The 22,344-nt window shown below is 42.3% G+C and carries 21 protein-coding genes and 7 tRNA genes; 19 read left to right on the forward strand and 9 right to left on the reverse strand.

The window, feature by feature from the left end; genetic code table 11:
• Nucleotides 1-3: 3 nt before the first annotated feature.
• From corC to SFRI_RS20955, 5 genes are all read right to left on the reverse strand, one after another.
• On the reverse strand, nt 4-882 hold the full coding sequence (corC, locus tag SFRI_RS03660) for a CNNM family magnesium/cobalt transport protein CorC (protein WP_011636193.1): 879 nt from the start codon (nt 880-882) through the stop codon (nt 4-6).
• Nucleotides 883-927: 45 nt separating this feature from the next.
• Nucleotides 928-1,398, reverse strand: coding sequence for an rRNA maturation RNase YbeY (ybeY, locus tag SFRI_RS03665; protein WP_011636194.1), 471 nt, complete (start codon nt 1,396-1,398; stop codon nt 928-930).
• Complete coding sequence (locus tag SFRI_RS03670; RefSeq protein WP_041412777.1) at nt 1,395-2,459, reverse strand: PhoH family protein; 1,065 nt, start codon at nt 2,457-2,459, stop codon at nt 1,395-1,397. The genes ybeY and SFRI_RS03670 overlap by 4 nt, the downstream gene beginning before the upstream one ends.
• Before the next feature lie 171 nt (nt 2,460-2,630).
• Nucleotides 2,631-4,055, reverse strand: a complete 1,425-nt coding sequence (gene miaB / locus SFRI_RS03675) for a tRNA (N6-isopentenyl adenosine(37)-C2)-methylthiotransferase MiaB (RefSeq protein ID WP_011636196.1) — start codon at nt 4,053-4,055, stop codon at nt 2,631-2,633.
• Between the two features lie 83 nt (nt 4,056-4,138).
• Nucleotides 4,139-4,546, reverse strand: coding sequence for a hypothetical protein (locus SFRI_RS20955; RefSeq protein ID WP_011636197.1), 408 nt, complete (start codon nt 4,544-4,546; stop codon nt 4,139-4,141).
• Nucleotides 4,547-4,772: 226 nt separating this feature from the next.
• Here SFRI_RS20955 and SFRI_RS03685 point away from each other — a divergent pair, with 226 nt between their 5' ends.
• From SFRI_RS03685 to SFRI_RS03735, 11 genes are all read left to right on the forward strand, one after another.
• Entirely contained in the window at nt 4,773-5,996 is a 1,224-nt protein-coding gene (locus SFRI_RS03685; protein WP_049763512.1) for an FAD-dependent monooxygenase, read from the forward strand.
• A gap of 218 nt (nt 5,997-6,214) precedes the next feature.
• Entirely contained in the window at nt 6,215-6,802 is a 588-nt protein-coding gene (pth, locus tag SFRI_RS03690) for an aminoacyl-tRNA hydrolase (RefSeq protein WP_011636199.1), read from the forward strand.
• A gap of 77 nt (nt 6,803-6,879) precedes the next feature.
• Nucleotides 6,880-7,971 (forward strand): redox-regulated ATPase YchF, encoded by a 1,092-nt coding sequence (gene ychF / locus SFRI_RS03695; protein WP_011636200.1) that lies wholly within the window; start codon nt 6,880-6,882, stop codon nt 7,969-7,971.
• A 213-nt stretch (nt 7,972-8,184) separates the two neighbouring features.
• A tRNA-Met gene (locus SFRI_RS03700) sits at nt 8,185-8,261 on the forward strand.
• A gap of 45 nt (nt 8,262-8,306) precedes the next feature.
• Nucleotides 8,307-8,391 (forward strand) — tRNA-Leu (locus SFRI_RS03705).
• Between the two features lie 45 nt (nt 8,392-8,436).
• Nucleotides 8,437-8,511, forward strand: a tRNA-Gln gene (locus SFRI_RS03710).
• 23 nt (nt 8,512-8,534) lie between these two features.
• A tRNA-Gln gene (locus SFRI_RS03715) sits at nt 8,535-8,609 on the forward strand.
• Nucleotides 8,610-8,614: 5 nt separating this feature from the next.
• A tRNA-Met gene (locus SFRI_RS03720) sits at nt 8,615-8,691 on the forward strand.
• A gap of 93 nt (nt 8,692-8,784) precedes the next feature.
• Nucleotides 8,785-8,869, forward strand: a tRNA-Leu gene (locus SFRI_RS03725).
• Nucleotides 8,870-8,917: 48 nt separating this feature from the next.
• Nucleotides 8,918-8,992 (forward strand) — tRNA-Gln (locus SFRI_RS03730).
• A 300-nt stretch (nt 8,993-9,292) separates the two neighbouring features.
• Entirely contained in the window at nt 9,293-10,327 is a 1,035-nt protein-coding gene (locus SFRI_RS03735) for a patatin-like phospholipase family protein (protein WP_011636201.1), read from the forward strand.
• A gap of 258 nt (nt 10,328-10,585) precedes the next feature.
• Here SFRI_RS03735 and SFRI_RS03740 read toward each other — a convergent pair whose 3' ends face one another.
• The 3 genes from SFRI_RS03740 to lolB form a co-directional block, all read right to left on the reverse strand.
• On the reverse strand, nt 10,586-11,533 hold the full coding sequence (locus SFRI_RS03740) for a ribose-phosphate pyrophosphokinase (protein ID WP_011636202.1): 948 nt from the start codon (nt 11,531-11,533) through the stop codon (nt 10,586-10,588).
• A 90-nt stretch (nt 11,534-11,623) separates the two neighbouring features.
• Entirely contained in the window at nt 11,624-12,496 is an 873-nt protein-coding gene (ispE, locus tag SFRI_RS03745) for a 4-(cytidine 5'-diphospho)-2-C-methyl-D-erythritol kinase (RefSeq protein ID WP_011636203.1), read from the reverse strand.
• Between the two features lie 45 nt (nt 12,497-12,541).
• Nucleotides 12,542-13,153, reverse strand: coding sequence for a lipoprotein insertase outer membrane protein LolB (gene lolB, locus SFRI_RS03750; protein ID WP_011636204.1), 612 nt, complete (start codon nt 13,151-13,153; stop codon nt 12,542-12,544).
• A gap of 237 nt (nt 13,154-13,390) precedes the next feature.
• On the opposite strand from lolB, the gene hemA reads away from it, so the two are divergent.
• From hemA to SFRI_RS03790, 8 genes are all read left to right on the forward strand, one after another.
• Nucleotides 13,391-14,641: a glutamyl-tRNA reductase gene (hemA, locus tag SFRI_RS03755; RefSeq protein WP_011636205.1), complete on the forward strand. Its 1,251-nt coding sequence runs from the start codon at nt 13,391-13,393 to the stop codon at nt 14,639-14,641.
• Nucleotides 14,642-14,655: 14 nt separating this feature from the next.
• Nucleotides 14,656-15,741 (forward strand): peptide chain release factor 1, encoded by a 1,086-nt coding sequence (gene prfA / locus SFRI_RS03760; RefSeq protein ID WP_011636206.1) that lies wholly within the window; start codon nt 14,656-14,658, stop codon nt 15,739-15,741.
• Nucleotides 15,742-15,750: 9 nt separating this feature from the next.
• A complete protein-coding gene (gene prmC / locus SFRI_RS03765) occupies nt 15,751-16,605 on the forward strand; it encodes a peptide chain release factor N(5)-glutamine methyltransferase (RefSeq protein ID WP_011636207.1) in 855 nt (284 codons plus the stop codon).
• A 124-nt stretch (nt 16,606-16,729) separates the two neighbouring features.
• Nucleotides 16,730-17,125, forward strand: coding sequence for a SirB2 family protein (locus SFRI_RS03770; protein WP_011636208.1), 396 nt, complete (start codon nt 16,730-16,732; stop codon nt 17,123-17,125).
• Between the two features lie 10 nt (nt 17,126-17,135).
• Nucleotides 17,136-17,924 (forward strand): transglutaminase family protein, encoded by a 789-nt coding sequence (locus SFRI_RS03775; protein WP_011636209.1) that lies wholly within the window; start codon nt 17,136-17,138, stop codon nt 17,922-17,924.
• Nucleotides 17,925-18,117: 193 nt separating this feature from the next.
• Nucleotides 18,118-19,365 carry a DUF819 family protein gene (locus SFRI_RS03780; protein ID WP_011636210.1) on the forward strand — a complete coding sequence of 416 codons (1,248 nt, stop codon included), beginning with the start codon at nt 18,118-18,120 and terminating at the stop codon, nt 19,363-19,365.
• Between the two features lie 17 nt (nt 19,366-19,382).
• Nucleotides 19,383-20,234, forward strand: a complete 852-nt coding sequence (kdsA, locus tag SFRI_RS03785) for a 3-deoxy-8-phosphooctulonate synthase (RefSeq protein ID WP_011636211.1) — start codon at nt 19,383-19,385, stop codon at nt 20,232-20,234.
• A 169-nt stretch (nt 20,235-20,403) separates the two neighbouring features.
• Entirely contained in the window at nt 20,404-21,276 is an 873-nt protein-coding gene (locus tag SFRI_RS03790) for a DMT family transporter (protein WP_011636212.1), read from the forward strand.
• A gap of 94 nt (nt 21,277-21,370) precedes the next feature.
• Here the strand turns inward: SFRI_RS03790 and SFRI_RS03795 are convergent, their stop codons facing one another.
• Nucleotides 21,371-22,339 (reverse strand): ketopantoate reductase family protein, encoded by a 969-nt coding sequence (locus SFRI_RS03795; RefSeq protein WP_011636213.1) that lies wholly within the window; start codon nt 22,337-22,339, stop codon nt 21,371-21,373.
• Between the last annotated feature and the right edge of the window lie 5 nt (nt 22,340-22,344).

Here is a 22,344-nt window from a genome sequence, read left to right on the forward strand (position 1 = left end):
GATTTAGTCGTCGAATTCTTCACTAATATTAGGGTCAGGAAGTTTAACACGAAGTTGCACCAAGCGGCGGTTATCTGCGTTAATGACTTTGAACTCGATATTGTTGATGACAATGCTTTCATTGCGTTCTGGTAAATGACCAAATGCATGCGACACCATCCCACCGACAGTATCGAATTCTTCATCACTGAAATTGGTACCACAGGCTTCGTTGAAATCTTCAATTTCCGTCAGCGCTTTTACCATAAACACAGTGTTACTGAGTTTTTTTATTTCGGTGTCTTCAACTGAATTGTGGTCAAATTCATCTTCAATTTCACCAACGATTTCTTCGAGAATATCTTCAATAGTGACTAGACCTGACACTCCACCATATTCATCGACAACAATGGCCATATGGTAGCGCTGTGAGCGGAATTCTTTGAGCAGTACATCGACTCTTTTACTTTCAGGAACGACCACGGCAGGTCGAATCACTTGGGCAAGAGTGAAAGATTCATCAGATTGTTTAAATCCGTATTTGATCAAATCTTTAGCCAGTAAAATGCCTTCAATATGATCTTTGTCTTCATTAACAACAGGGAAGCGAGAGTGACCGGAATCCATGACGATTTCTAAAAACTCATCGACGGTCGAGTCTATTTGAATGGTAACAATTTGCGATCTTGGGATCATGATGTCGCGCACACGAAGGTCGGAAACCTCTAATACACCTTTAATCATTTCGCGAGTATCTTCGGTGATGAGGTCACGCATTTCTGCACCTGCTATGACATCAACTAAATCTTCGCGATTTTGAGGTTCGCCCTGAAATAATTGGTTAATTTTATCGAACCAGCTCTTCTTGTGGGCGTTTGTACTCGGGGGGATATCGTCACTCATAATATTTACCTAAACAAGGGTATCTATAAGATATACCTTGTTTATTTATGCTTCCTTATAGGGATTGTCAAAACCTAAGCCTTCAACAAGTTGGGTCTCTAATGACTCCATCTCATCGGCTTCTTCGTCGATAATATGGTCATAGCCCAGCAAATGCAAGCTACCGTGTATGACCATGTGTGCCCAGTGAGCGATTAGCGGTTTATTTTGCTCAATTGCTTCTTGTTCCACCACTGGTGCGCAGATAACGAGGTCACCCAATAATGGCAATTCAACTTCTGGCGGCGCTTCAAACGGAAACGACAATACATTAGTTGGCTTGTCTTTACCGCGATAAGTTGAATTGAGCTGCTGACTCTCGGCAATATCAACAATACGAATAGTTAACTCTACTACTGGCTTTGTTTGGCCAATAGCGGCTCGAACCCAAGTTTCAAACTCAGCTTGAGTTGGTAAGCGTGGATTATCGACTGCAATTTGTAGGTCGAGATCTAATGATATCCCTTGCTGGCTCATTGAGCACTTTCCTCTTTATCTATTAGCTGACGTTTCTGTTCACGTTCGCGATAAGCTTGTTCTTTGATGGCTTTTTGAATTTGCTCTTGTTGCTCGAATGCTTCATACGCTTCAACGATACGAGCAACAACAGGGTGACGGACCACATCTTGGGCAATAAAGAAATTAAAGCTGATCTCAGGTACCTCGCTGAGCACCTCAATGGCGTGACGTAGGCCTGATTTTTGGCTACGAGGTAAATCAATTTGAGTAATGTCGCCAGTGATCACCGCACGAGAATTAAACCCAATACGGGTTAAGAACATTTTCATTTGTTCAACTGTGGTGTTTTGGGCTTCATCTAAAATAATGAAAGCATCATTGAGAGTCCGTCCACGCATGTAAGCGAGCGGGGCGACTTCAATTACGCCGCGCTCAATTAGTTTTTCAACTTTCTCAAAACCCATCATCTCAAATAAGGCATCATAAAGTGGGCGTAAATATGGGTCGACTTTTTGGCTTAAATCGCCCGGTAAAAAACCGAGTTTCTCGCCAGCTTCAACCGCAGGACGAGTTAGTAGAATACGACGCACTTCTTGACGTTCGTAAGCATCAACCGCCGCGGCAACAGCAAGGTAAGTTTTACCTGTACCTGCAGGGCCAATACCAAAACTGATGTCGTGCCCCGTAATATTATGCATGTACACACTTTGATTCGGTGTACGAGGTTTAATTACGCCACGCTTAGTTTTAATATGGATGCTACTGTCGTCAGAGTCTTGCTGTGCTTCAAGGTTTATGGCTTCTTGAATGGCTAAATGCACCACTTCAGGTTCTAAGTCTGGCGTACTGCCTTTGATTGTTTGGGTTTCTATGTATAACTGACGCAACAAGTTATTGGCATTGAGCGCATTACGTGGCAGTCCAACAATAGTGAAGTGGTTATCTTTATGAATAATCTCAACACCTAATCGGCATTCGAGTTGTTTGATGTTGTCATCAAATGGGCCACATAATGATACGAGGCGGCGAGTATCTGAAGGTTCTAGATACAAATTCATGGTGGTGACTTTAGTGGTCAAATAAGGCTCCAGGTTTCGGTCTTGGACAACAAAATAATAGCGTTAAAATACCATTTAGTAATAATGACAGTTTACGAGTCTCTGTATCGAATTACCATAATATGACCAATTTTAGGCAAAATTAAAGGCGGACAAGCCGCCTTTAGTATCATCTTAAGCAACAAACATGAATTACGGCTTAAAGTGGGTCACACCTAATGCGTCATCTTGCTTGTGTTTAGCCAGAATTTCAGCCGGACGTAAACTGCGACGTAAATCCATTTCATTTTCACCACGGACAAATTCACCGCGTAATGAGTTGGTATAAACATCAACAATTTTCACATCAACGAAACTACCGATATGAGTGTGAGCGGCTTCAAAGTTAACCACACGACTGTTTTCAGTTCGACCGCGAAGTTCCATTGGATTCTTCACTGAAGGACCTTCAACTAAAATACGTTGAACAGTGCCCAGCATTTGACGGCTATAACGCATTGCTTGTTGGGTAATACGGTCTTGTAAAATGGCTAAACGTTGCTTCTTTTCTTCGTCGCTAACATCATCAGGCAAATCTGCTGCAGGCGTACCTGGACGAGCGCTGTAGATAAAGCTAAAGCTGTGGTCAAACGCAACATCTTCAATCAGTTTCATGGTATCAGCGAAATCGTCTTTAGATTCACCAGGGAAACCAATAATAAAATCTGAGCTAATTTGAATATCTGGACGTGCTTTACGCAAGCGACGAATAATCGACTTATACTCAATCGCCATGTGACCGCGTTTCATTTGGGTCAAAATACGATCCGAACCCGATTGCACCGGTAAATGCAGGAAGCTCACCAATTCAGGCGTGTCTTCATACACATCGATAATGTCTTGGGTGAATTCAATTGGGTGGCTAGTGGTAAAACGCAGACGGTCGATACCATCAATTGAGGCCACTAGGCGCAATAATTCCGCAAAGGTACATATCTCATCATCATGAGTTGCACCGCGATACGCGTTAACGTTTTGCCCCAATAAATTCACTTCACGTACACCTTGGGCGGCTAATTGAGCCACTTCAAGAATAACGTCATCTAACGGACGGCTGACCTCTTCACCGCGGGTATAAGGTACCACGCAGAAAGAACAGTACTTACTGCAACCTTCCATAATTGATACGAACGCGGTTGGACCATCAGCGCGAGGCTCAGGAAGACGATCGAACTTTTCAATTTCTGGGAAGCTGATATCAATCACGGCTTTTTCGCCGCGTTGAATTTGTTCAATCATCTCAGGTAAGCGATGCAGTGTTTGTGGCCCAAAGATAATATCAACGCATTGAGCGCGATCTTTAATCGCTTTACCTTCCTGTGAGGCAACACAACCGCCGACCCCAATAATTAAATTAGGATTTTTATCTTTTAAAGATTTCCAACGCCCTAGCTGATGGAATACCTTCTCCTGTGCTTTTTCACGAATAGAGCAAGTATTAAGCAGCAGTACGTCTGCTTCGCTCGCATCTTCGGTCAAGGTATATCCTTGATAGTCGTCTAATAAATCGGCCATCTTTGATGAGTCATACTCATTCATTTGACAGCCCCAGGTCTTAATATGAAGTTTTTTACTCATCAGTGCTCGCCAGTAAATCCACAGTAAAAATAGCGCGACATTTTACCTGTTGTCAGACGGTCTGGCTAGCACTAGTGCAAGTTTCACTCATTTGAATCTAAACTTTGTAATAGCCTTGAAAATAGTAATGATTTATCGTTGGCGTTAAACGTGATTGATTGCTCGGAGTAAAAACCAAATTCCGCGGCCATTTGGCGACTTTGTTGCTGGACTTGAATAAGATTACTTTGGCTTAAATCACGATTAAAGCTGAGCAACATTTCCGTGGTTTGTTGATATAGGGCATAATCGAATGCATTACGATATGTCACTGTAATGGTTTCAATGGAACCTATGTTTGTTGCAGATTGAGTGATTAAGTTATTTTTGGGATTATTAGCAGCGGCATTCGTCGACAGTACTAATGAGCAACCTATGATTGTGGTGATCACAACTGTGGCAATCAAACCATAGCGAATGTCATGGCGTACAAATTGATGGTGACTGTTCATGATGTCCTCTCTTGATTACGTAAAGTGGATCAATTAATGAGACAGTCACAGTATATAGAATCGTTTATTGATTGATTTTTGTTCATTGTAAGCAGATGTAGGTAAAAGCCGTTATAGCAACATTTGGTCATGCTTTAGCTCTTATAGACATATCTATACATATATTGACCGCAGTTCACTGTCATATTAAACAGAAATCATCTCACTATTTATGGATGCCAATACAATGCAAGATGCTTCATTCACATCAACGAACACCTCTGGTAACGCTAATCATTATGATGTTGTCGTTGTTGGCGGCGGAATGGTCGGTGCGGCTGCTGCGATTGGATTAGGCCAGTTAGGGCTCAGTGTCGCAGTGATTGAATCTCGCCAACCACAACCTTATGATCCTTTACAGCCTTTAGATGTGCGAGTATCAGCAATTAGTGTGGCATCTGAGCAATTGTTAACGCGTCTTGGTGTTATGGATGAGCTGCTAACCATGCGCCATGCACCTTATACAGGTTTAGAAACGTGGGAGCTCGATGGCTGCCTTACTGCATTTAGCGCCGAACAAGTTGATCAGTCGCACTTAGGTTACTTTTTTGAAAACCGTGTAATTCAATTAAGCCTATGGCAACAAATCTATAAAATGGACAACATCACCTTATTGTGTCCAGCAAAAGTGATGCAGTTTTCTCGTTTAAGGGACAGTCATCAAGTCGGTATTTTGCTCGATAATGGCGATACGCTTACTACAACATTACTTATTGGTGCTGATGGGGCTAACTCGCAAGTGCGCCAATGGGCGGGTATTGGTTTGACTGGTTGGGATTACGCCCAATCGGCGATGTTAATCAATATTAATACTCAAACGCCGCAGCAATCAATTACCTGGCAGCAATTTACTCCAGCTGGACCGAGAAGCTTATTGCCGCTGCCTGGAAATCATGCCTCATTAGTGTGGTATGACGATGCTAATCGTATTAAACAGTTATCTCAACTGAGCGATCTACAACTTGCCGAACAAATTAGACTGCATTTCCCGTCAAGATTAGACCCTAATTTTACTGTTGAAAATCGTGGTAGCTTTCCATTAACTCGGCGCCATGCACAACAATATTATCAAGATAATCTGGTTATTATTGGCGATGCGGCTCACACGATTAATCCATTAGCTGGCCAAGGCGTTAATATTGGTTTTAAAGATGTCGATGTGCTGGTGGCTCAAATTGCTAATGCTATTGGTAATGGTAAAACATGGTGGCATGCGAGTGTATTAAAGCATTATCAGCAAGCGCGATATTATGATAATCAATTGATGATGACTGCAATGGATGCTTTTTACGCTGGTTTTAGTAACAATTTATTGCCATTAAAATTACTGCGTAATGGCGCGTTAAAACTGGCCAATATCGACTCACCGCTAAAACGTAAAGTATTGAAGTACGCGCTTGGGCTGAATTAAACTATCGGTTGGCGATATGTGCCATTTGTTAGCTAGGCTTACTACGCAACAAACATGACTTCTGTAAAGAGTCGTCAACCGTAAAGCATGAGTGGCTTTGAATGATTACATTATGAGTGAAATTGGTATAAAATGCCGCGTTTTGCATCATGTGTATTTTGATGTACCCCATGAAGGCATTTAGCAGCATTGTTTGCTATTAAACTGACTAGGTTGTGATGAGTAACATTAAATTGATTGTCGGGTTGGCAAATCCGGGTGCTGAATACGCACAAACTCGCCATAATGCTGGTGCATGGTACGTGCAAGAACTAGCGCGCATCTGTAATGTCCCCTTGGTTGCAGAGAGTAAATATTTTGGTGTCACAGCTCGTGCAACTTTGCATGGCAGGGATGTTCGTTTATTGATCCCGACAACGTATATGAACTTAAGCGGTAAGTCGGTTGCAGCATTAGCCAATTTTTTCCGTATTTTGCCTGAAGAAATCTTAGTCGCCCATGATGAGCTGGATATGGATCCTGGTGTGGCTAAATTCAAGTTAGGCGGTGGCCATGGTGGTCATAATGGCTTAAAAGACATTATTGCCAGTTTAGGTAACGACAAAAACTTTCATCGTTTGCGCATTGGCATTGGCCATCCAGGCGATAAAAACAAAGTCAGCGGCTACGTACTGGGCAGGGCGCCAGCGGTAGAGCAAGAGCGAATAAATGCCGCGATTGATGAAGCGGTGCGTTCAACCGAGATTTTATTTAACCAAGACATGGCGAAAGCTATGCATAGATTACATTCGTTCAAAGCAGAATAAGCCAAGCGAGTTTTGTTTTAACACCCTTTCGACATCATTATCCAATGGGATAATTCTACATATATAAAGGTAAGCATATGGGTTTTAAATGCGGCATTGTTGGTCTGCCAAACGTAGGTAAGTCAACGTTGTTTAATGCGTTAACACAAGCGGGTATTGAAGCGGCAAACTTTCCGTTTTGCACTATTGAGCCAAACACGGGTGTGGTACCGGTACCAGATGCACGTCTTGATGCGTTAGCTGCTATTGTTAAACCTCAACGTATTTTACCTACTTCTATGGAGTTCGTTGATATCGCTGGTCTAGTGGCTGGTGCATCGAAAGGTGAAGGCTTAGGTAACAAGTTTTTAGCTAACATTCGTGAAACTGATGCTATTGGTCACGTAGTACGTTGTTTTGAAGATCCAAACATTGTTCACGTAGCCAACAAAATTGACCCCGCTGGCGATATTGAAGTCATTAATACTGAGTTAGCTCTAGCAGACTTAGACGCATGCGAACGCGCTATTTTTCGTCAAGCTAAGCGTGCTAAAGGCGGCGACGGCGATGCGAAATTTGAAGTCGCAGTACTTGAAAAAATGCGTCCAGTGTTAAACGAAGGCCAAATGTTGCGTTCGTTGGAATTAACTAAAGAAGAGTTAGCAGCCGTTGCATACCTTAACTTCTTGACCATTAAACCCACAATGTACATTGCTAACGTTGCTGACGATGGTTTTGAAAACAACCCTCATTTAGATGTTGTTCGTGCTATTGCCGCAACAGAAAATGCTATCGTTGTGCCTGTATGTGCTGCTATTGAGTCTGAATTAGCTGAAATGGAAGCTGATGACCGCGCAGAATTTATGGCTGACCTTGGTTTAGAAGAGTCTGGTTTAGATCGCGTAATTCGTGCAGGTTACGAATTACTGAATCTGCAAACTTACTTTACTGCAGGTGTAAAAGAAGTTCGCGCATGGACAGTACCCGTTGGTGCTTCTGCCCCACAAGCTGCTGGTGTTATCCACACTGACTTCGAACGTGGCTTTATTCGTGCGCAAGTAATGGCATACGAAGACTTTATTACTTATAAGGGTGAAGCTGGCGCCAAAGATGCGGGTAAATTACGTGTTGAAGGTAAAACTTATGTCGTTAAAGATGGCGATGTAATGCATTTCTTATTTAACGTTTAAGTTTTATTAACGTTATCAAGAAACGATAAAGGGGCGTAAGGGAATTTAATCGGTGTTAATTGGGTTTATTTTGTCGATTCGGCATTCAGTTTGGTGAAGTTATAGCCGAACAAGTCGAATTGATGAAAATAGCGAAAAAAACCAGTTGACCTAGATAACCTGAATAAGCATAATACGCCCCGTTCCTCACCAAGAGGGATAGCAAGAAATAGTGGCAATATAGCTCAGCTGGTTAGAGCACAGCACTCATAATGCTGGGGTCGCAGGTTCAAGTCCCGCTATTGCTACCATCTATTTCTTACCCATCTGCTCAAGATGTTAAACTAGAGTGTTGTGCGGGAGTGGTGGAATTGGTAGACACGCCAGATTTAGGTTCTGGTGCCGCAAGGTGTGAGAGTTCAAGTCTCTCCTTCCGTACCATTTATTCGAGATATTGGCTTAGGCGAATGTTTCAAAAAGTTTGATTGGGATATCGCCAAGCGGTAAGGCACTGGGTTTTGATCTCAGCATTCCAAGGTTCGAATCCTTGTATCCCAGCCATTTATAAAGTTAGACAAGATTATTGGGATATCGCCAAGCGGTAAGGCACTGGGTTTTGATCTCAGCATTCCAAGGTTCGAATCCTTGTATCCCAGCCATCTTTGGCAATGTAGCTCAGCTGGTTAGAGCACAGCACTCATAATGCTGGGGTCGCAGGTTCAAGTCCCGCCATTGCTACCATATTTACTGGGTAGAGTGAGTTGTACTTACGTTAGCTGGTAAAGCAAAGTTTACTCTGAAATAAAAAGAGTATACTCTAAGTTAAAATTTGATGCGGGAATGGTGAAATTGGTAGACACGCCAGATTTAGGTTCTGGTGCCGCGAGGTGTGAGAGTTCAAGTCTCTCTTCCCGTACCATCAAATTTTAGTCAAAATTGTTTTTCATGTCTGTTTAAAAAATACTATTGGGATATCGCCAAGCGGTAAGGCACTGGGTTTTGATCTCAGCATTCCAAGGTTCGAATCCTTGTATCCCAGCCAAATTCTAAAAAGCCCGTCTTATAGACGGGCTTTTTGCTGTTTTTTTTCAGCAAAATGTTTTCAGCAAAATTTTTTGATCATATTGAAGCCTGTTGATGTGAATGCCACTCAAAGAAAATCACCCCTTAGCCTTACTCCATGTGCTATCAACTTACTCTGAATGAGCAGATAATTAATACAATCGCTATTGTTTATCAATAGTATTTTCCTATCAACGTGATTGATTCTATCGGTTATCTATTTTACTTACTGTTGTTTAGAATTGTCTTATGCAGTGAATATTTTTAGAAAGGCTTATCCATGGACGTCCTAACACCAACACCATTAACGTATCCTTATGAAGCATCACGCCCCAAGATGGCGCTGATTGCTGAAGGCGGTGGTCAGCGAGGGATATTCACCGCTGGTGTGTTAGATGCGTGGTTAGATAATGATTTTGATCCCTTCGATTTATTCATAGGCACATCTGCAGGTTCACAAAATCTCACGAGCTTTTTATCTCGCCAGAAAGGCTATGCCAAGCGGTTAATCCGTGGATTATCACGGCATAAGCGATTTTACCAACTGGGCCGAGGATTAGTTGGAGGAAATGTTGTCGATTTGGATTGGTACTTTGATAAAACGACTCAAGGTAGCTTTGCCTTAGACTTTACCGCCGCCGCAAAATCATTGGGACAACGCGAGTTATTGATCACCGCAACTAACTCACGCGATCGACAAGGTTATTTCTTACGCCCAAATGGTGATAATGACCACTGGCGCGAATTACTTAAAGCCTCAAGTGCATTACCTTTTCTATATAAGCAGGGGGTTAAACTTGCGCCCTGGTTAACCGCCAGTGCCGCTAATCAAGTTCATACCAACTATGATTACCCTCAAGCTGACTTTTACCTTGATGGTGGACTGGCAGCGCCGTTACCAGTTCGTGAAGCATATCGTCGTGGTGCGCGAAAAATTGTGGTTATTCGTACTGTTAATGCAGATTTTCATGCTCAATCTGCTTGGGTACATAAATTAAAATCATGGATTTGTGTGTCAGGTTATTGTCCCAAAACCATAGATTACTTGGCTCAGCATGAACAAGCTTACGAACAAGAGCTCGCGTTTATCGCCAATCCACCTGATGATGTCGAGATCATTCAAATTTTTGCTGATGATAATCTTCAAAGCAAATTGTTGGGCAGCACAGATATGGACTTACGCCATGATTATCAAACGGGTATTACAGCAGGTAATGCTTTTTTACACACTCAAAAGGCATTCTATTCAACACATTCTTTGCATGCTCAGCCGCTGCTAGAGTCGCTTACGATCATGCAAAGCATGACAGCTTAAATGAATCTGGTTTTGGTTTTGCAGCCAACGCTGAGGTGATTATATTGACTCAATAATTCACTTTGGGTTGAATTTTTTAATGTTGCAGAACGATTTGACGGTTAATGTTAAACATCAGTTGTTCAACACTGACTAACATTTGGTAATAGAGGTTAGGAGTCTTTCTCAAATAAGGTAGATAAAATATTTTTGCGATATTTACCCAAACAAAAACGCACTCGTAAGAGTGCGTTTAGTTGTTTCACTCACTAAAGATGATTAGTGGCGGAACATCGCAGAGATTGACTCTTCGTTACTAACGCGACGTATCGCTTCAGCTAGTACTGCAGACATTGTTAGCTGGGTCACTTTCGCCACTTTTAACATTTCAGGGCTTAATGGCACAGTGTCTGTCACGATAACTTCATCGATAACAGAGTTAGCAATATTTTCAGCAGCATTACCTGAGAATACCGGATGAGTAGCATAAGCGAACACGCGGTTAGCGCCATGTTCTTTCAATGCTTCAGCAGCTTTACATAAAGTGCCACCAGTATCGATCATGTCATCAACGATGATGCAATCACGGCCTTGAACATCACCAATAATATGCATTACTTGAGCAACGTTAGCTTGTGGACGACGCTTATCGATAATCGCAAGGTCAGAGTCATCTAATAGCTTGGCAACGGCACGAGCACGAACTACACCGCCAATATCAGGAGACACAACAACAGGATTTTCTAATTTCTTTGCCAACATGTCTTCAAGTAACACAGGGCTACCGAACACGTTATCAACAGGGACATCAAAGAAACCTTGAATTTGCTCAGCATGTAAGTCACAAGTCAATACGCGGTCAACACCCACGCTTGACAAGAAATCTGCAACAACTTTTGCGGTAATTGGTACACGTGCACTGCGTACACGGCGGTCTTGACGAGCATAACCAAAGTACGGAATAACGGCAGTAATACGACCCGCTGATGCACGACGTAGCGCGTCAACCATTACAATAAGCTCCATGAGGTTATCGTTAGTTGGTGCGCAAGTAGATTGGATGATGAACACATCCGCACCACGTACATTCTCGTTTATTTGAACACTGATTTCACCGTCGCTGAAACGGCCTACAACTGCGTCGCCAAGTTTGCAAAATAAACGGTCGGCTATCTTGGCGGCTAGATTTGGGGTAGCGTTACCAGCAAAGAGCTTGATGTCGGGCACTTTATGAACCTCAGGTGTTTGCTTTACGATTAAAGGCTAGATCAATTTTACGTGTTGTCACTCAAAACTGACCCAGAAGAAATAATGTTGTTAGAGCTGCTCAAGCCGTATTTGTAATGGCGACTTGTTCATCCCCTTTGCGACAAAACCTTGCATATCAGCCGGTAATTTGGCTAAAGCGTCAAGGGCTTGTTGCGAATGTGTAAATTCCCCGAACACGCATGCACCTGTTCCGGTCATTCTCGACGGCGCATATTCTACCAGCCAGCTTAAGGCATTGGCAACTTGAGGGTGCTTAGTTGTGACCAGTTTCTGACAATCATTGCTCCATTGTTGAGTCATTAAACTGCTCATATCCAATTTTGGTGTGTTACGTGGCAAATCAGGATGTTGAAAAACGGCCTGGGTTGATACATGTACATCAGGGACAATAACTAAATACCATGACTCGGGTGGTTGTACTGTGATCAACTTCTCACCGACACCTTCGGCGAACGCAGATAAACCATTAATAAAAACAGGGACATCCGCACCAAGCGTTAAGCCAATTTCAGCTAGTTTATTGGGTGATATATTGGTTTTCCATAAGGCATTTAGCGCCACTAATGTGGTAGCTGCATCAGATGATCCGCCACCTAAACCACCCCCCATAGGCAACAATTTTTCTAACCAAATATGCGCGCCGCCTTCATATTGGGTGTAACGCTTGAGTGATTTTGCGGCCTTAAGAATTAAGTTATCGCTGTCAGCGACAGAATCGGACATCGTAGAATGGAGAATTAAATCTGGTGTGTCTGTGATATGAAAATCAAGGTAATCACAATGGTCAATAAATTGAAATAGCGTTTGTAGTTCATGATAGCCATCGGCTCGCTGGCCAGTTACATGCAAAAATAAATTCAGTTTTGCAGGAGCTGGCCAACTTTTGGATATCGCTGATTTGCGAGAGTTCGTCGATGTCATATTTTGTTAACTACCTTGTTATTAGCCAGCACTGAATATTAAACCCTATTTTGTTTTGGCTGCTACCGCTATCCATTGATTAGTTTGAATTTTTATTTGCACATCTTCACGCTCAATCTTCAACAACCTAGGCACCTGCGCGCCGCTTTGTTGTTGCCAACCGAGAAAACTGACCACCCAATTGGCTTCAGGGTCGTGACTGATTAATTGTTTAATTGTGCCATCAGGATTATAGCTGACAATTTTATCATTGCTGCCAATTTGACCTGTGATCCATAAAGGAAGGCTATCAAGTGGGATTGACCATCCGCTAATACCGGTCAGTAAATCTTGAGCATTACTGTCGCGATAGGTTTTGCCGTCAACGTCAAGTGTTGCCATACCTTGATTTGTCTTAAGGGTTAATACTGTTGTGCCTAATACCGTTGTTAAGCGTAAATCATTAGCTTTCGTTTGGTGCAGCCAATACAAATTGGTACTGAATTTGTCTTCAGATGTCTTGACGGCAATTTTCCCTTGAAGTTCCCATGCTTTGGCTTGAGCCGCATTGGTCACATTGATAGGGCTAAAATCTTCAGATGGTGTGACACTACAACCGGCTAAGACAAGCAACACGGTAACGAGGGCGATATGAAATAAAGATGCAGATAAACGCAATGGATTGCCTAGCAGTTGCTTAAGATGTTCTTATGATACTGGGCTTAAGCCATTATGTAAAAATCCTTTTGCCAAAATTAATGTGATATTAATGTATTGGTTTACATAATAGATATGTGATCAATAAATAAAAATTTAGACATTTATTCCGTTTTGTTAAGCCAATTGTGTTTTTAGTTGGTTCAATTCAGTAGAATAGCCTAATTAACGTCACCGAAAAGAACTTGATACCGTCTAATGAGCCTAGTAATAATCGGGATAAACCATAAAACCGCCACGGTAGATTTGCGTGAAAAAGTCGCTTTCTCTCCAGACCGCATTCATGATGCCATGAAAAGCTTGGCCAGTCGCACCCGCACGGGTGAGGCTGTTATTGTGTCTACCTGTAACCGTACTGAGCTATATTGCAATAATGCTGAAAAGGAAGACATTATTGAATGGTTAGAGGATTATCATGGTTTAGATCATAACGATTTAATGCCGTGTATCTATGCTTATGAAGAACAAGTAGCCGTCAAACATTTAATGCGGGTAGCATCGGGTTTAGATTCTCTGGTGCTTGGCGAGCCGCAAATTTTAGGGCAGGTCAAACAAGCGTTTGTAAAAGCCAAAGAAGCGGGCACTATCGCATTAACGATTGATCGTTTATTTCAAAATACTTTTTCTGTGGCTAAAAAAGTACGTACAGACACTGAGATTGGTGCCGCAGCAGTTTCTGTTGCCTTTGCCGCTGTTAGCATGGCGAAGCATATTTTCTCATCATTGAGCACCACTAAAGTGTTACTCATTGGCGCCGGAGAAACCATTGAATTAGTTGCCAAGCACCTTAAAGATAATGGTGTTGCTTCTATGGTGGTGGCAAATCGTACTATTGAACGTGCTCAAGCCATGTGTGAAGAGTTTAATGCGACCGCAATTACCCTAGAACAAATACCAGACTTTCTCCCTAAAGCCGATATCGTGATATCCTCTACCGCCAGCCCTTTGCCTATTTTAGGTAAAGGAATGGTCGAAAAAGCGCTAAAACAGCGTCGTCACCAACCTATGTTGTTGGTGGATATTGCAGTTCCAAGAGATATTGAAGCAGAAGTCGGTGAGTTAGACGACGCATTCCTTTATACTGTAGACGATCTGCATAGCATAATTGAACAGAACATGGCTTCACGTAAAGAAGCCGCCGAGCAAGCAGAATTAATTACTGAAGATCAATCACACATATTTATGGAGTGGATTAGGTCTTTAGAGTCAGTCGACAGTATTCGCGAATATCGCAGCCAGAGCTTGGCTATTAAAGATGAATTAGTTGAACGTGCCTTGAATAAATTATCTCAAGGCAGTGATAGTGAACAAGTGATACTTGAGCTAGCCAATAGGCTGACCAATCGTTTGATACATTCACCGACACAAGCGCTCACTTCAGCAAGCCGTCAAGGCGATTTGAATACGTTAGGCCAATTAAGATCTGCGCTTGGTTTAGATAAAAACTAAGGTTAGCGAGCTAAATGAAAGAATCCGTTATCCGCAAGCTTGAAGGCTTGCTCGAGCGTAATGAAGAAGTATTAGCGTTACTCAGTGATGCTACCGTGATTTCGGATCAAGACCGTTTTCGTGGATTATCAAAAGAATATTCTCAACTTGAAGATGTTGTCAGTAGCTTTAAGGCATTTCAACAAGCTCAAAAAGATTTCGACTACGCCAAAGAGATGCTTGAAGAAGACGATCTTGAAATGCGCGAAATGGCGCAAGATGAGTATAAGCAGTCAAAGCAAGTGCTAGAAAAGCTTGAAGATGAATTACAAGTTTTACTATTGCCAACAGATCCTAACGATGACACCAACGCGTTTCTTGAAATTCGCGCCGGTGCAGGTGGTGATGAAGCAGCTATTTTTGCTGGTGACTTATACCGTATGTACTCACGTTACTGTGAAGCCAACCGTTGGCAAATGGAAGTCATGAATGTGAACGAAGGTGAACATGGTGGCTTTAAAGAAATCATTGTTAAAATAAGTGGTGACGGTGCTTACGGTAAATTAAAGTTTGAGTCTGGCGGACATCGTGTTCAACGTGTGCCTGAAACTGAATCTCAAGGCCGTGTGCATACTTCGGCTTGTACTGTTGTGGTATTGCATGAAGTACCAGAGGCTGAAGCAATTTCGATTAATGCAGCAGACTTAAAAGTTGATACTTTCCGTGCGTCTGGTGCGGGTGGTCAGCACGTTAACAAAACTGATTCAGCGATTCGTATTACCCATATTCCATCAGGTATTATTGTCGAGTGTCAGGATCAACGTTCGCAGCATAAAAACCGTGCCCAAGCGATGAGTGTATTGGCCGCGCGTATTCAAGCTGTTGAAGATGAAAAAAGACGTAGTGCTGAAGAAACAACCCGCCGTAGTTTAGTGGCCAGTGGTGATCGTTCTGAACGTATTAGAACCTACAATTACCCTCAAGGTCGAGTAAGTGATCATCGCATCAACTTAACGCTATACCGCTTGAATGAAGTCATGGAAGGCGATTTAAATGTCTTGCTTGATCCTATCATGCTAGAACATCAAGCAGACATGCTTGCAGCGTTAGCTGACGATTAAGGAGTGCTCTTGACTCAGTCTTCGTATTCAACAATTGCTGAAGCCCTGCAATGGGCTTATTCACAATTAGCTGCAACCTCTGAATCTGCACATGTGGATGCAGAGGCATTGCTATTGCATTGTATGAATAAAAATCGCAGTTTTTTATACACTTGGCCTGAGCGGCAGCTGACCAGCGAGCAATTTAAAGCTTATAGTCAGATGATCGCCAAACGTCAAAGTGGCACTCCGGTTGCGCATATTATTGGTGAGCGAGAGTTTTGGTCATTACCCTTCATTGTTAATGAATCCACCCTTATTCCACGGCCTGATACTGAAATTTTAGTAGAGACTGCATTGAACTTATCTGTGCGTCACAATGCCAAAGTATTGGATTTAGGCACTGGAACAGGGGCAATAGCATTAGCTTTAGCGTCTGAGCGCCCAAAATGGCGAATTACAGCCATTGATAAAGTGCCAGAGGCTGTGGAGCTTGCTAAAGCTAATCGCGGCAATCTTAATTTAACCGAAGTGGAAATTATCCAGTCGGATTGGTTTTCTGCGGTAGAACAGCGCGATTTTGATTTAATTGTGTCGAATCCTCCTTACATTGATGAAGCCGATGAGCATCTTCATTTAGGCGATGTTCGCTTTGAACCGCAAAGTGCACTTACCGCAGGCAATGAAGGGTATGCTGACTTGTATTACATTGCAGAGCAAGCAAGGGCTCATTTACTGCCCGGTGGTTACTTATTGCTTGAACATGGCTATGAGCAAGCAATCAAAGTACGTGAAAAACTGATTGAACTGGGTTATCAAAATGTCGCCACAGTGCGAGACTTTGGCAGCAATGATCGATGTACGCTAGGACAATGGGCTGATTGATAATCCTGCCTTACTCGGCATTTCCCTTCTAAATAAATAACACTCATCGCGATATTGGTATGTGGCTGGTTGATAGAGTAAACTAGCCACCTTTTATTTTGACCTTTTTAATGAGACTTAATTAATGGAAACATTTTACAGTTTATATCCAGCGGTAAAGCATACTCACATGATGCTAGTTGCCATGAGTGTGATCTTTTTTATCGTGCGTTTTGTTTTGCATTTACGCCAGTCTCCTATTATGGAAAAAAAGTTTGTTAAAGTGGCGCCACATGTCATTGATACCTTTTTATTACTATCAGGCTTCACTCTTTGCTTTATGATCAAACAATATCCTTTTGTTGATCCATGGATGACAGAAAAAATCATCTGTGTTGCGGCATACATTGCTTTAGGCATCATGGCACTTAAATCTAACCGTAATAAGCTGTTTAAGTTTTTTGCTTTTATCGGTGCAATTGGTTGGGTAGTGTTAGCGGCCAAACTGGCTCATTTTAAACAAGTCGTATTCATGGGTTAATTGGTTTTTAATGGCAAAATATCATCTTGATGATGCAGTTTCGATACCTGAAACTGCATTTGAACTCTCTGAACATCTCGGCTTTTCAACCTCAAAACCTGCTATGTGGGCATGGTATGAAATGGCTGGTTCGGTATTGAGTCACTATGTTGTTGACCAAAAAGCACGGCTTGAAGGTCTGTTTAAGTGGTTTTACAATGATTTAGGCTTTTGTGCTCGCGATGACTATTTTAGTGTCGAAGCAGCAGATTTAAGCTATTGCGTGTTAAAGCGTCAAGGTAACAGCACTACGTTATCAATATTATTAATTTTATTGGCTAAGCAGCTCGACTTAACACTCGAGGCGGTTTTATTACCCGGTAATACGGTATTAAAAAGCCAAGTGAATGATGTTATTAGATACCATGACCCGCTTACAGGTAAAGAGCTTAGCCGTCATCAGTTGCACGCATTTGTGCGCGGTGAATTGGGTAATGCGGCTAAATTAAAGCCGAGTCATCTAAAAACTGCCACGCTAAAACGTTTAATTAGCCGCATGTTGCACGAGCTAAAAGCGGGTTGCATTGTCAGCCATAAGTTTGAACCGGCAATGGAATGCTGTAATTTATTATTACAATGGCACCCAGATGATGTTCATCTTAATCGCGAACGAGCGTTTATTGCGCAGCAATTAGGTTGCATTAAAGTGGCCATGTCTGATTTACAGCACTTCATTGATTTGAGTCCGCATGATCCGGTAATTGAACTGGTTAAGATTCAATTAAAGGAACTCAGTCAACATATGCAGGTTTATCATTAATTATTTGATATTACCTGCCGAACAGGCTGCTTTGGGTTAACTCAAAGTGGCTTAAGTTCGCAAGTCGGGCGCCAGCAAGCTTAGTTTTAAAAGCTCTGCTGCGAAATCATGCGATTTGAATCACCATTGATTTTCGCAATAACAATCACAATAACAACAAAAAATATAATGTATTTGTAAGGGAGAACACTGCATGACAACGTCAGCAATGGTGAGCAATGATGCCACCGCACTGGGTATACTCGCCGTTATTTTAGGTTTTGTTTTTTACACTAGTTCATCTACCCATCCGTTTTGGCAAAAATTCTATAAATACATTCCAGCATTATTACTGTGCTATTTCTTACCTTCATTATTAAATACGTTTGGCGTGATTGATGGTCATGCGTCACAACTGTATTTTGTTGCTTCGCGGTATTTATTGCCTGCGTGTTTAGTGTTATTGATTTTAAGTGTCGATTTAAAAGCCATCCTGAGTTTAGGCCCTAAAGCGGTGATTATGTTTTTAACCGGCACGCTGGGTATTGTTATTGGTGGACCGATTGCACTATTAAGCGTATCAATGATTGATCCATCATTACTAGGTGGCAATGGTCCAGATGCCGTATGGCGCGGTATGACAACCTTAGCGGGAAGTTGGATCGGTGGCGGTGCCAACCAAGCCGCAATGAAAGAGATTTATGAAGTCGGCGGTGAGATTTTCTCAGTGATGGTGACTGTCGATGTCATTGTGGCCAATATCTGGATGGCAGTACTGCTGTTTATGGCATCAAAAGCCAAAGAGATTGATGCCAGAACGGGTGCAGACACCACCGCGATTGAAGCACTAAAAGAAAAAGTAGAAAAGTACCACGCCGAGAATTCACGTATTCCGTCGCTTCGTGACATCATGCTAATTGTGGCAGTTGGGTTTGGAGTGACAGGGTTTGCCCATTTTGCGGCAGATTTCTTAGGGCCTTTCTTCGAAGCCAACTATCCATGGACCGAAGATTACAGTTTAACCTCTAAATTTTTCTGGTTAGTGGTAATTGTGACCACTATAGGTTTAGGGCTTTCGTTTAGTCCTGTACGTCATCTAGAAGCGTCAGGCGCCTCTAAAATCGCTTCTGCATTTTTATATATTTTAGTCGCGACTATTGGTTTACATATGGATGTGTCTAAAGTCATGGATACGCCGATTTATTTCTTAATCGGTATTGTGTGGATGTTAGTGCATGCAGGATTAATGTTATTGGTTGCTAAACTCATTAAAGCGCCATTGTTTTATATGGCAGTGGGCAGCCAGGCAAACGTGGGCGGAGCTGCATCGGCGCCAGTGGTGGCTGCTGCATTCCATCCTGCATTAGCACCTGTAGGGGTGTTGTTGGCAGTATTCGGTTATGCATTAGGTACTTACATGGCATGGCTATGTGGTCAGTTATTACAAATTGTCGCAGTGTAATGCGCTAAGAGGATCAAATGGATCAAAAAATTATTCAGTTATCTAATAACGTTCAAGTCGCTAACGATAAGCCGTTCGTGTTATTTGGCGGTATGAATGTGCTTGAATCGCGCGATTTAGCAATGTCGATTGCGGAGCATTATGTGGAAGTTACCCAAAAGCTTGGGATTCCATATGTGTTCAAAGCGTCTTTTGATAAAGCGAACCGTTCATCGGTTAACTCATACCGTGGACCGGGTATGGAAGAAGGTCTACGTATTTTTGAAGAAATAAAATCAACCTTTAACGTACCGATGATCACCGATGTGCATGAAATTCATCAGTGTGCGCCAGTCGCTGAAGTTGTCGATATTATTCAGTTACCTGCATTCTTAGCGCGTCAAACCGATCTTGTTGTTGCAATGGCGAAAACCGGTGCGGTGATCAATGTGAAAAAACCACAGTTTCTAGCGCCGCATGAAATGCGCCACATCATTACCAAGTTCAACGAAGCGGGTAATGACAACATTATCTTATGTGAGCGTGGCAGTAGTTTTGGTTATAACAACCTCGTGGTCGACATGTTAGGCATGGACGAAATGAAGCAAACAGGTTATCCGGTGATTTTTGATGCCACCCATGCACTACAACGCCCTGGTGGACGTGCTGATTCTGCTGGTGGCCGTCGTGCACAAGCCACTGAACTTGCTCGTAGTGGTATGGCATTAGGTCTAGCAGGTCTATTTATTGAAGCTCATCCCGATCCTGATAATGCAAAATGCGATGGTCCATGTGCACTACCACTGCATTTATTAGAGAAATACCTAACGCAGATGAAAGCGGTTGATGAATTGGTTAAATCCTTTGAGTTTATTGATACTAGCAAGTAAACCATCAATGGCATTGAATAACTGAAACATCGGCAAATTGATTTTTAATCAATTAGACACTTAATCAGTGTCTTTTAATGGCCGTAAACAGTAATCTAATTGCCCTTGTATAAGCCCTGACTTTTTACCAAGTTTCAGGGCTTTTTTATGTAATGAGCAATAGTTAATTATGTGGATCATGTTTACCTTCCTCGCTGCGTTTATGCAGGCGTGGCGCAATGCGTTTCAAAGTAAACTCAGTAAAGAAGTCAGTGTTGCAGGTGTTACCTTAGCTCGATTCATTTGGGCTGGCCCCATTGCTGCGTGTTATCTGTATGGTTTACATCAATATCAACCTAGTGCATTACCTGAGTTTACAGGGACATTTTGGGGTTTTGTTATTGGTGCATCATCGATGCAAATTCTAGCAACAGGCTTGATGGTTAAACTGTTTAGAATGCAAAACTTTGCGATTGGTGCCGGGCTGGCTAAAAGTGAAGCATTAGTAGCAGCAATACTTGGGGTGCTATTTTTCGGCACACAATTATCCTTATTAGGCTGGATAGGCGTTGTTATTGGCGGCTTAGCAATAATGTTGTTAAGCAGCAAACAAGGTTTTAAACAGCTCTCAGTTAAAACAGTCTTGTTAGGGCTTGCGTGTGGCAGTGCTTTTGCGTTGACTTCCCTATGGGTACGCGAAGCAAGTTTAACCCTACAAGGGCCGTTTACGCATCGTGCTGCATGGGTATTACTGTGGGTTATTGGCTTACAAACAATCGTGCTAATAGGCTATTTGCTGGCAAAAGATAAATCGACTTTAGCGGCGTTGTGGCAACGACCAACATTAACCTTATCAATTAGTATTACTAGTTGTATCGGTTCAATTGGTTGGTTTAGCGCAATGTCGTTGCAGGCTGTGCCTTATGTCAAAACACTAGGCCAGATCGAGGTGTTTTTTACCTTGATGATCGCTGTTTTTTGGCTTAAAGATAAAGTTAAAATTAACGATGTAGCGGGTTTGATTTTAATCGCAATAGCAGCTGTTTTGGTCATGTGGAGCTAAATCCAGTAGCGAATAATTATCAGCTTACATATTCTGATTTGGACTGATGTACCCCATCATTTAAATTGAGTTGATGCGAGTGGTAGCATCGCATTCAAGATTGACTCAGTTGTAAAACCTTGTCGACGAGATATTGATTATTGGGCACTTTAAGATGATGCGCCTTGGCTTGCTGGCAAATATAGCCATTTATCTCATTAATTTCAGTCGGTCTATTGTGGGCGATATCTTGATACATAGATGAGAAGTTTGCCGAGGTTAACTCAATCACTTGATAAACCCGCGCTCTAACAGCTGCCTTATCTAATGTGATGTCATCATATTTAGCCACTTCGACTAGCTCATCGATAATGGCACTTATCTGTGATTGATATTCTGTTGCTGCCAATTGACCATTAGCACACTGATTTAATGCGGTTAACGGGTTTATTACTGCATTAATGGCCAGCTTTTGCCACAAGACGGGTAATACAGGCTGATACCATTCAATCGGCTGATTGTCACTTTGCAGATGAGATATGCGCATCTTTAACGCTGTCGACATAGCAGAACCACAATAATGTCCTAGCTGCGTTACGCCAAACCCACTGTGCTTTACCTGCCACTGACTTAACTTCAACGCCGCTTGTGAAGTGGTGCCTAACGTTAAGCCTATACCCTGATACTGCGAAAGGGCTGCAGCAACCAGTAAGTGCGGACCTAAACCATTATGGAGTAATACAATATGGCATTGGGGCGACAATTTCGGTAATAAAGGTAAAAGTGCTTGCTCGACTTGATAGGCTTTAACACACACAAACAGTAATTCGACTTGTACTAAGCGGTCATCATCAGTTCCCAATATTGTCGCTAATGATTCATGATTGTGCTGTGTGTGGTCAATGAAATTCAACGGCTGTTGACGAGTTAGCTTATCTCGGCCAATAAACATCACATCGTTCGTTTGGGTATTAACACTCAGTTTGTGATACATCAACTGTCCAATTGCACCTGCACCTAAAACGGCAATAAGAGTATTATTGTCGTGTGTGGATGATGTTGGCAACGTTGGTGTATTGGCCATAGGGC

It is taken from the genome of Shewanella frigidimarina NCIMB 400, from assembly GCF_000014705.1.
GTDB classification, from domain to species: domain Bacteria; phylum Pseudomonadota; class Gammaproteobacteria; order Enterobacterales; family Shewanellaceae; genus Shewanella; species Shewanella frigidimarina.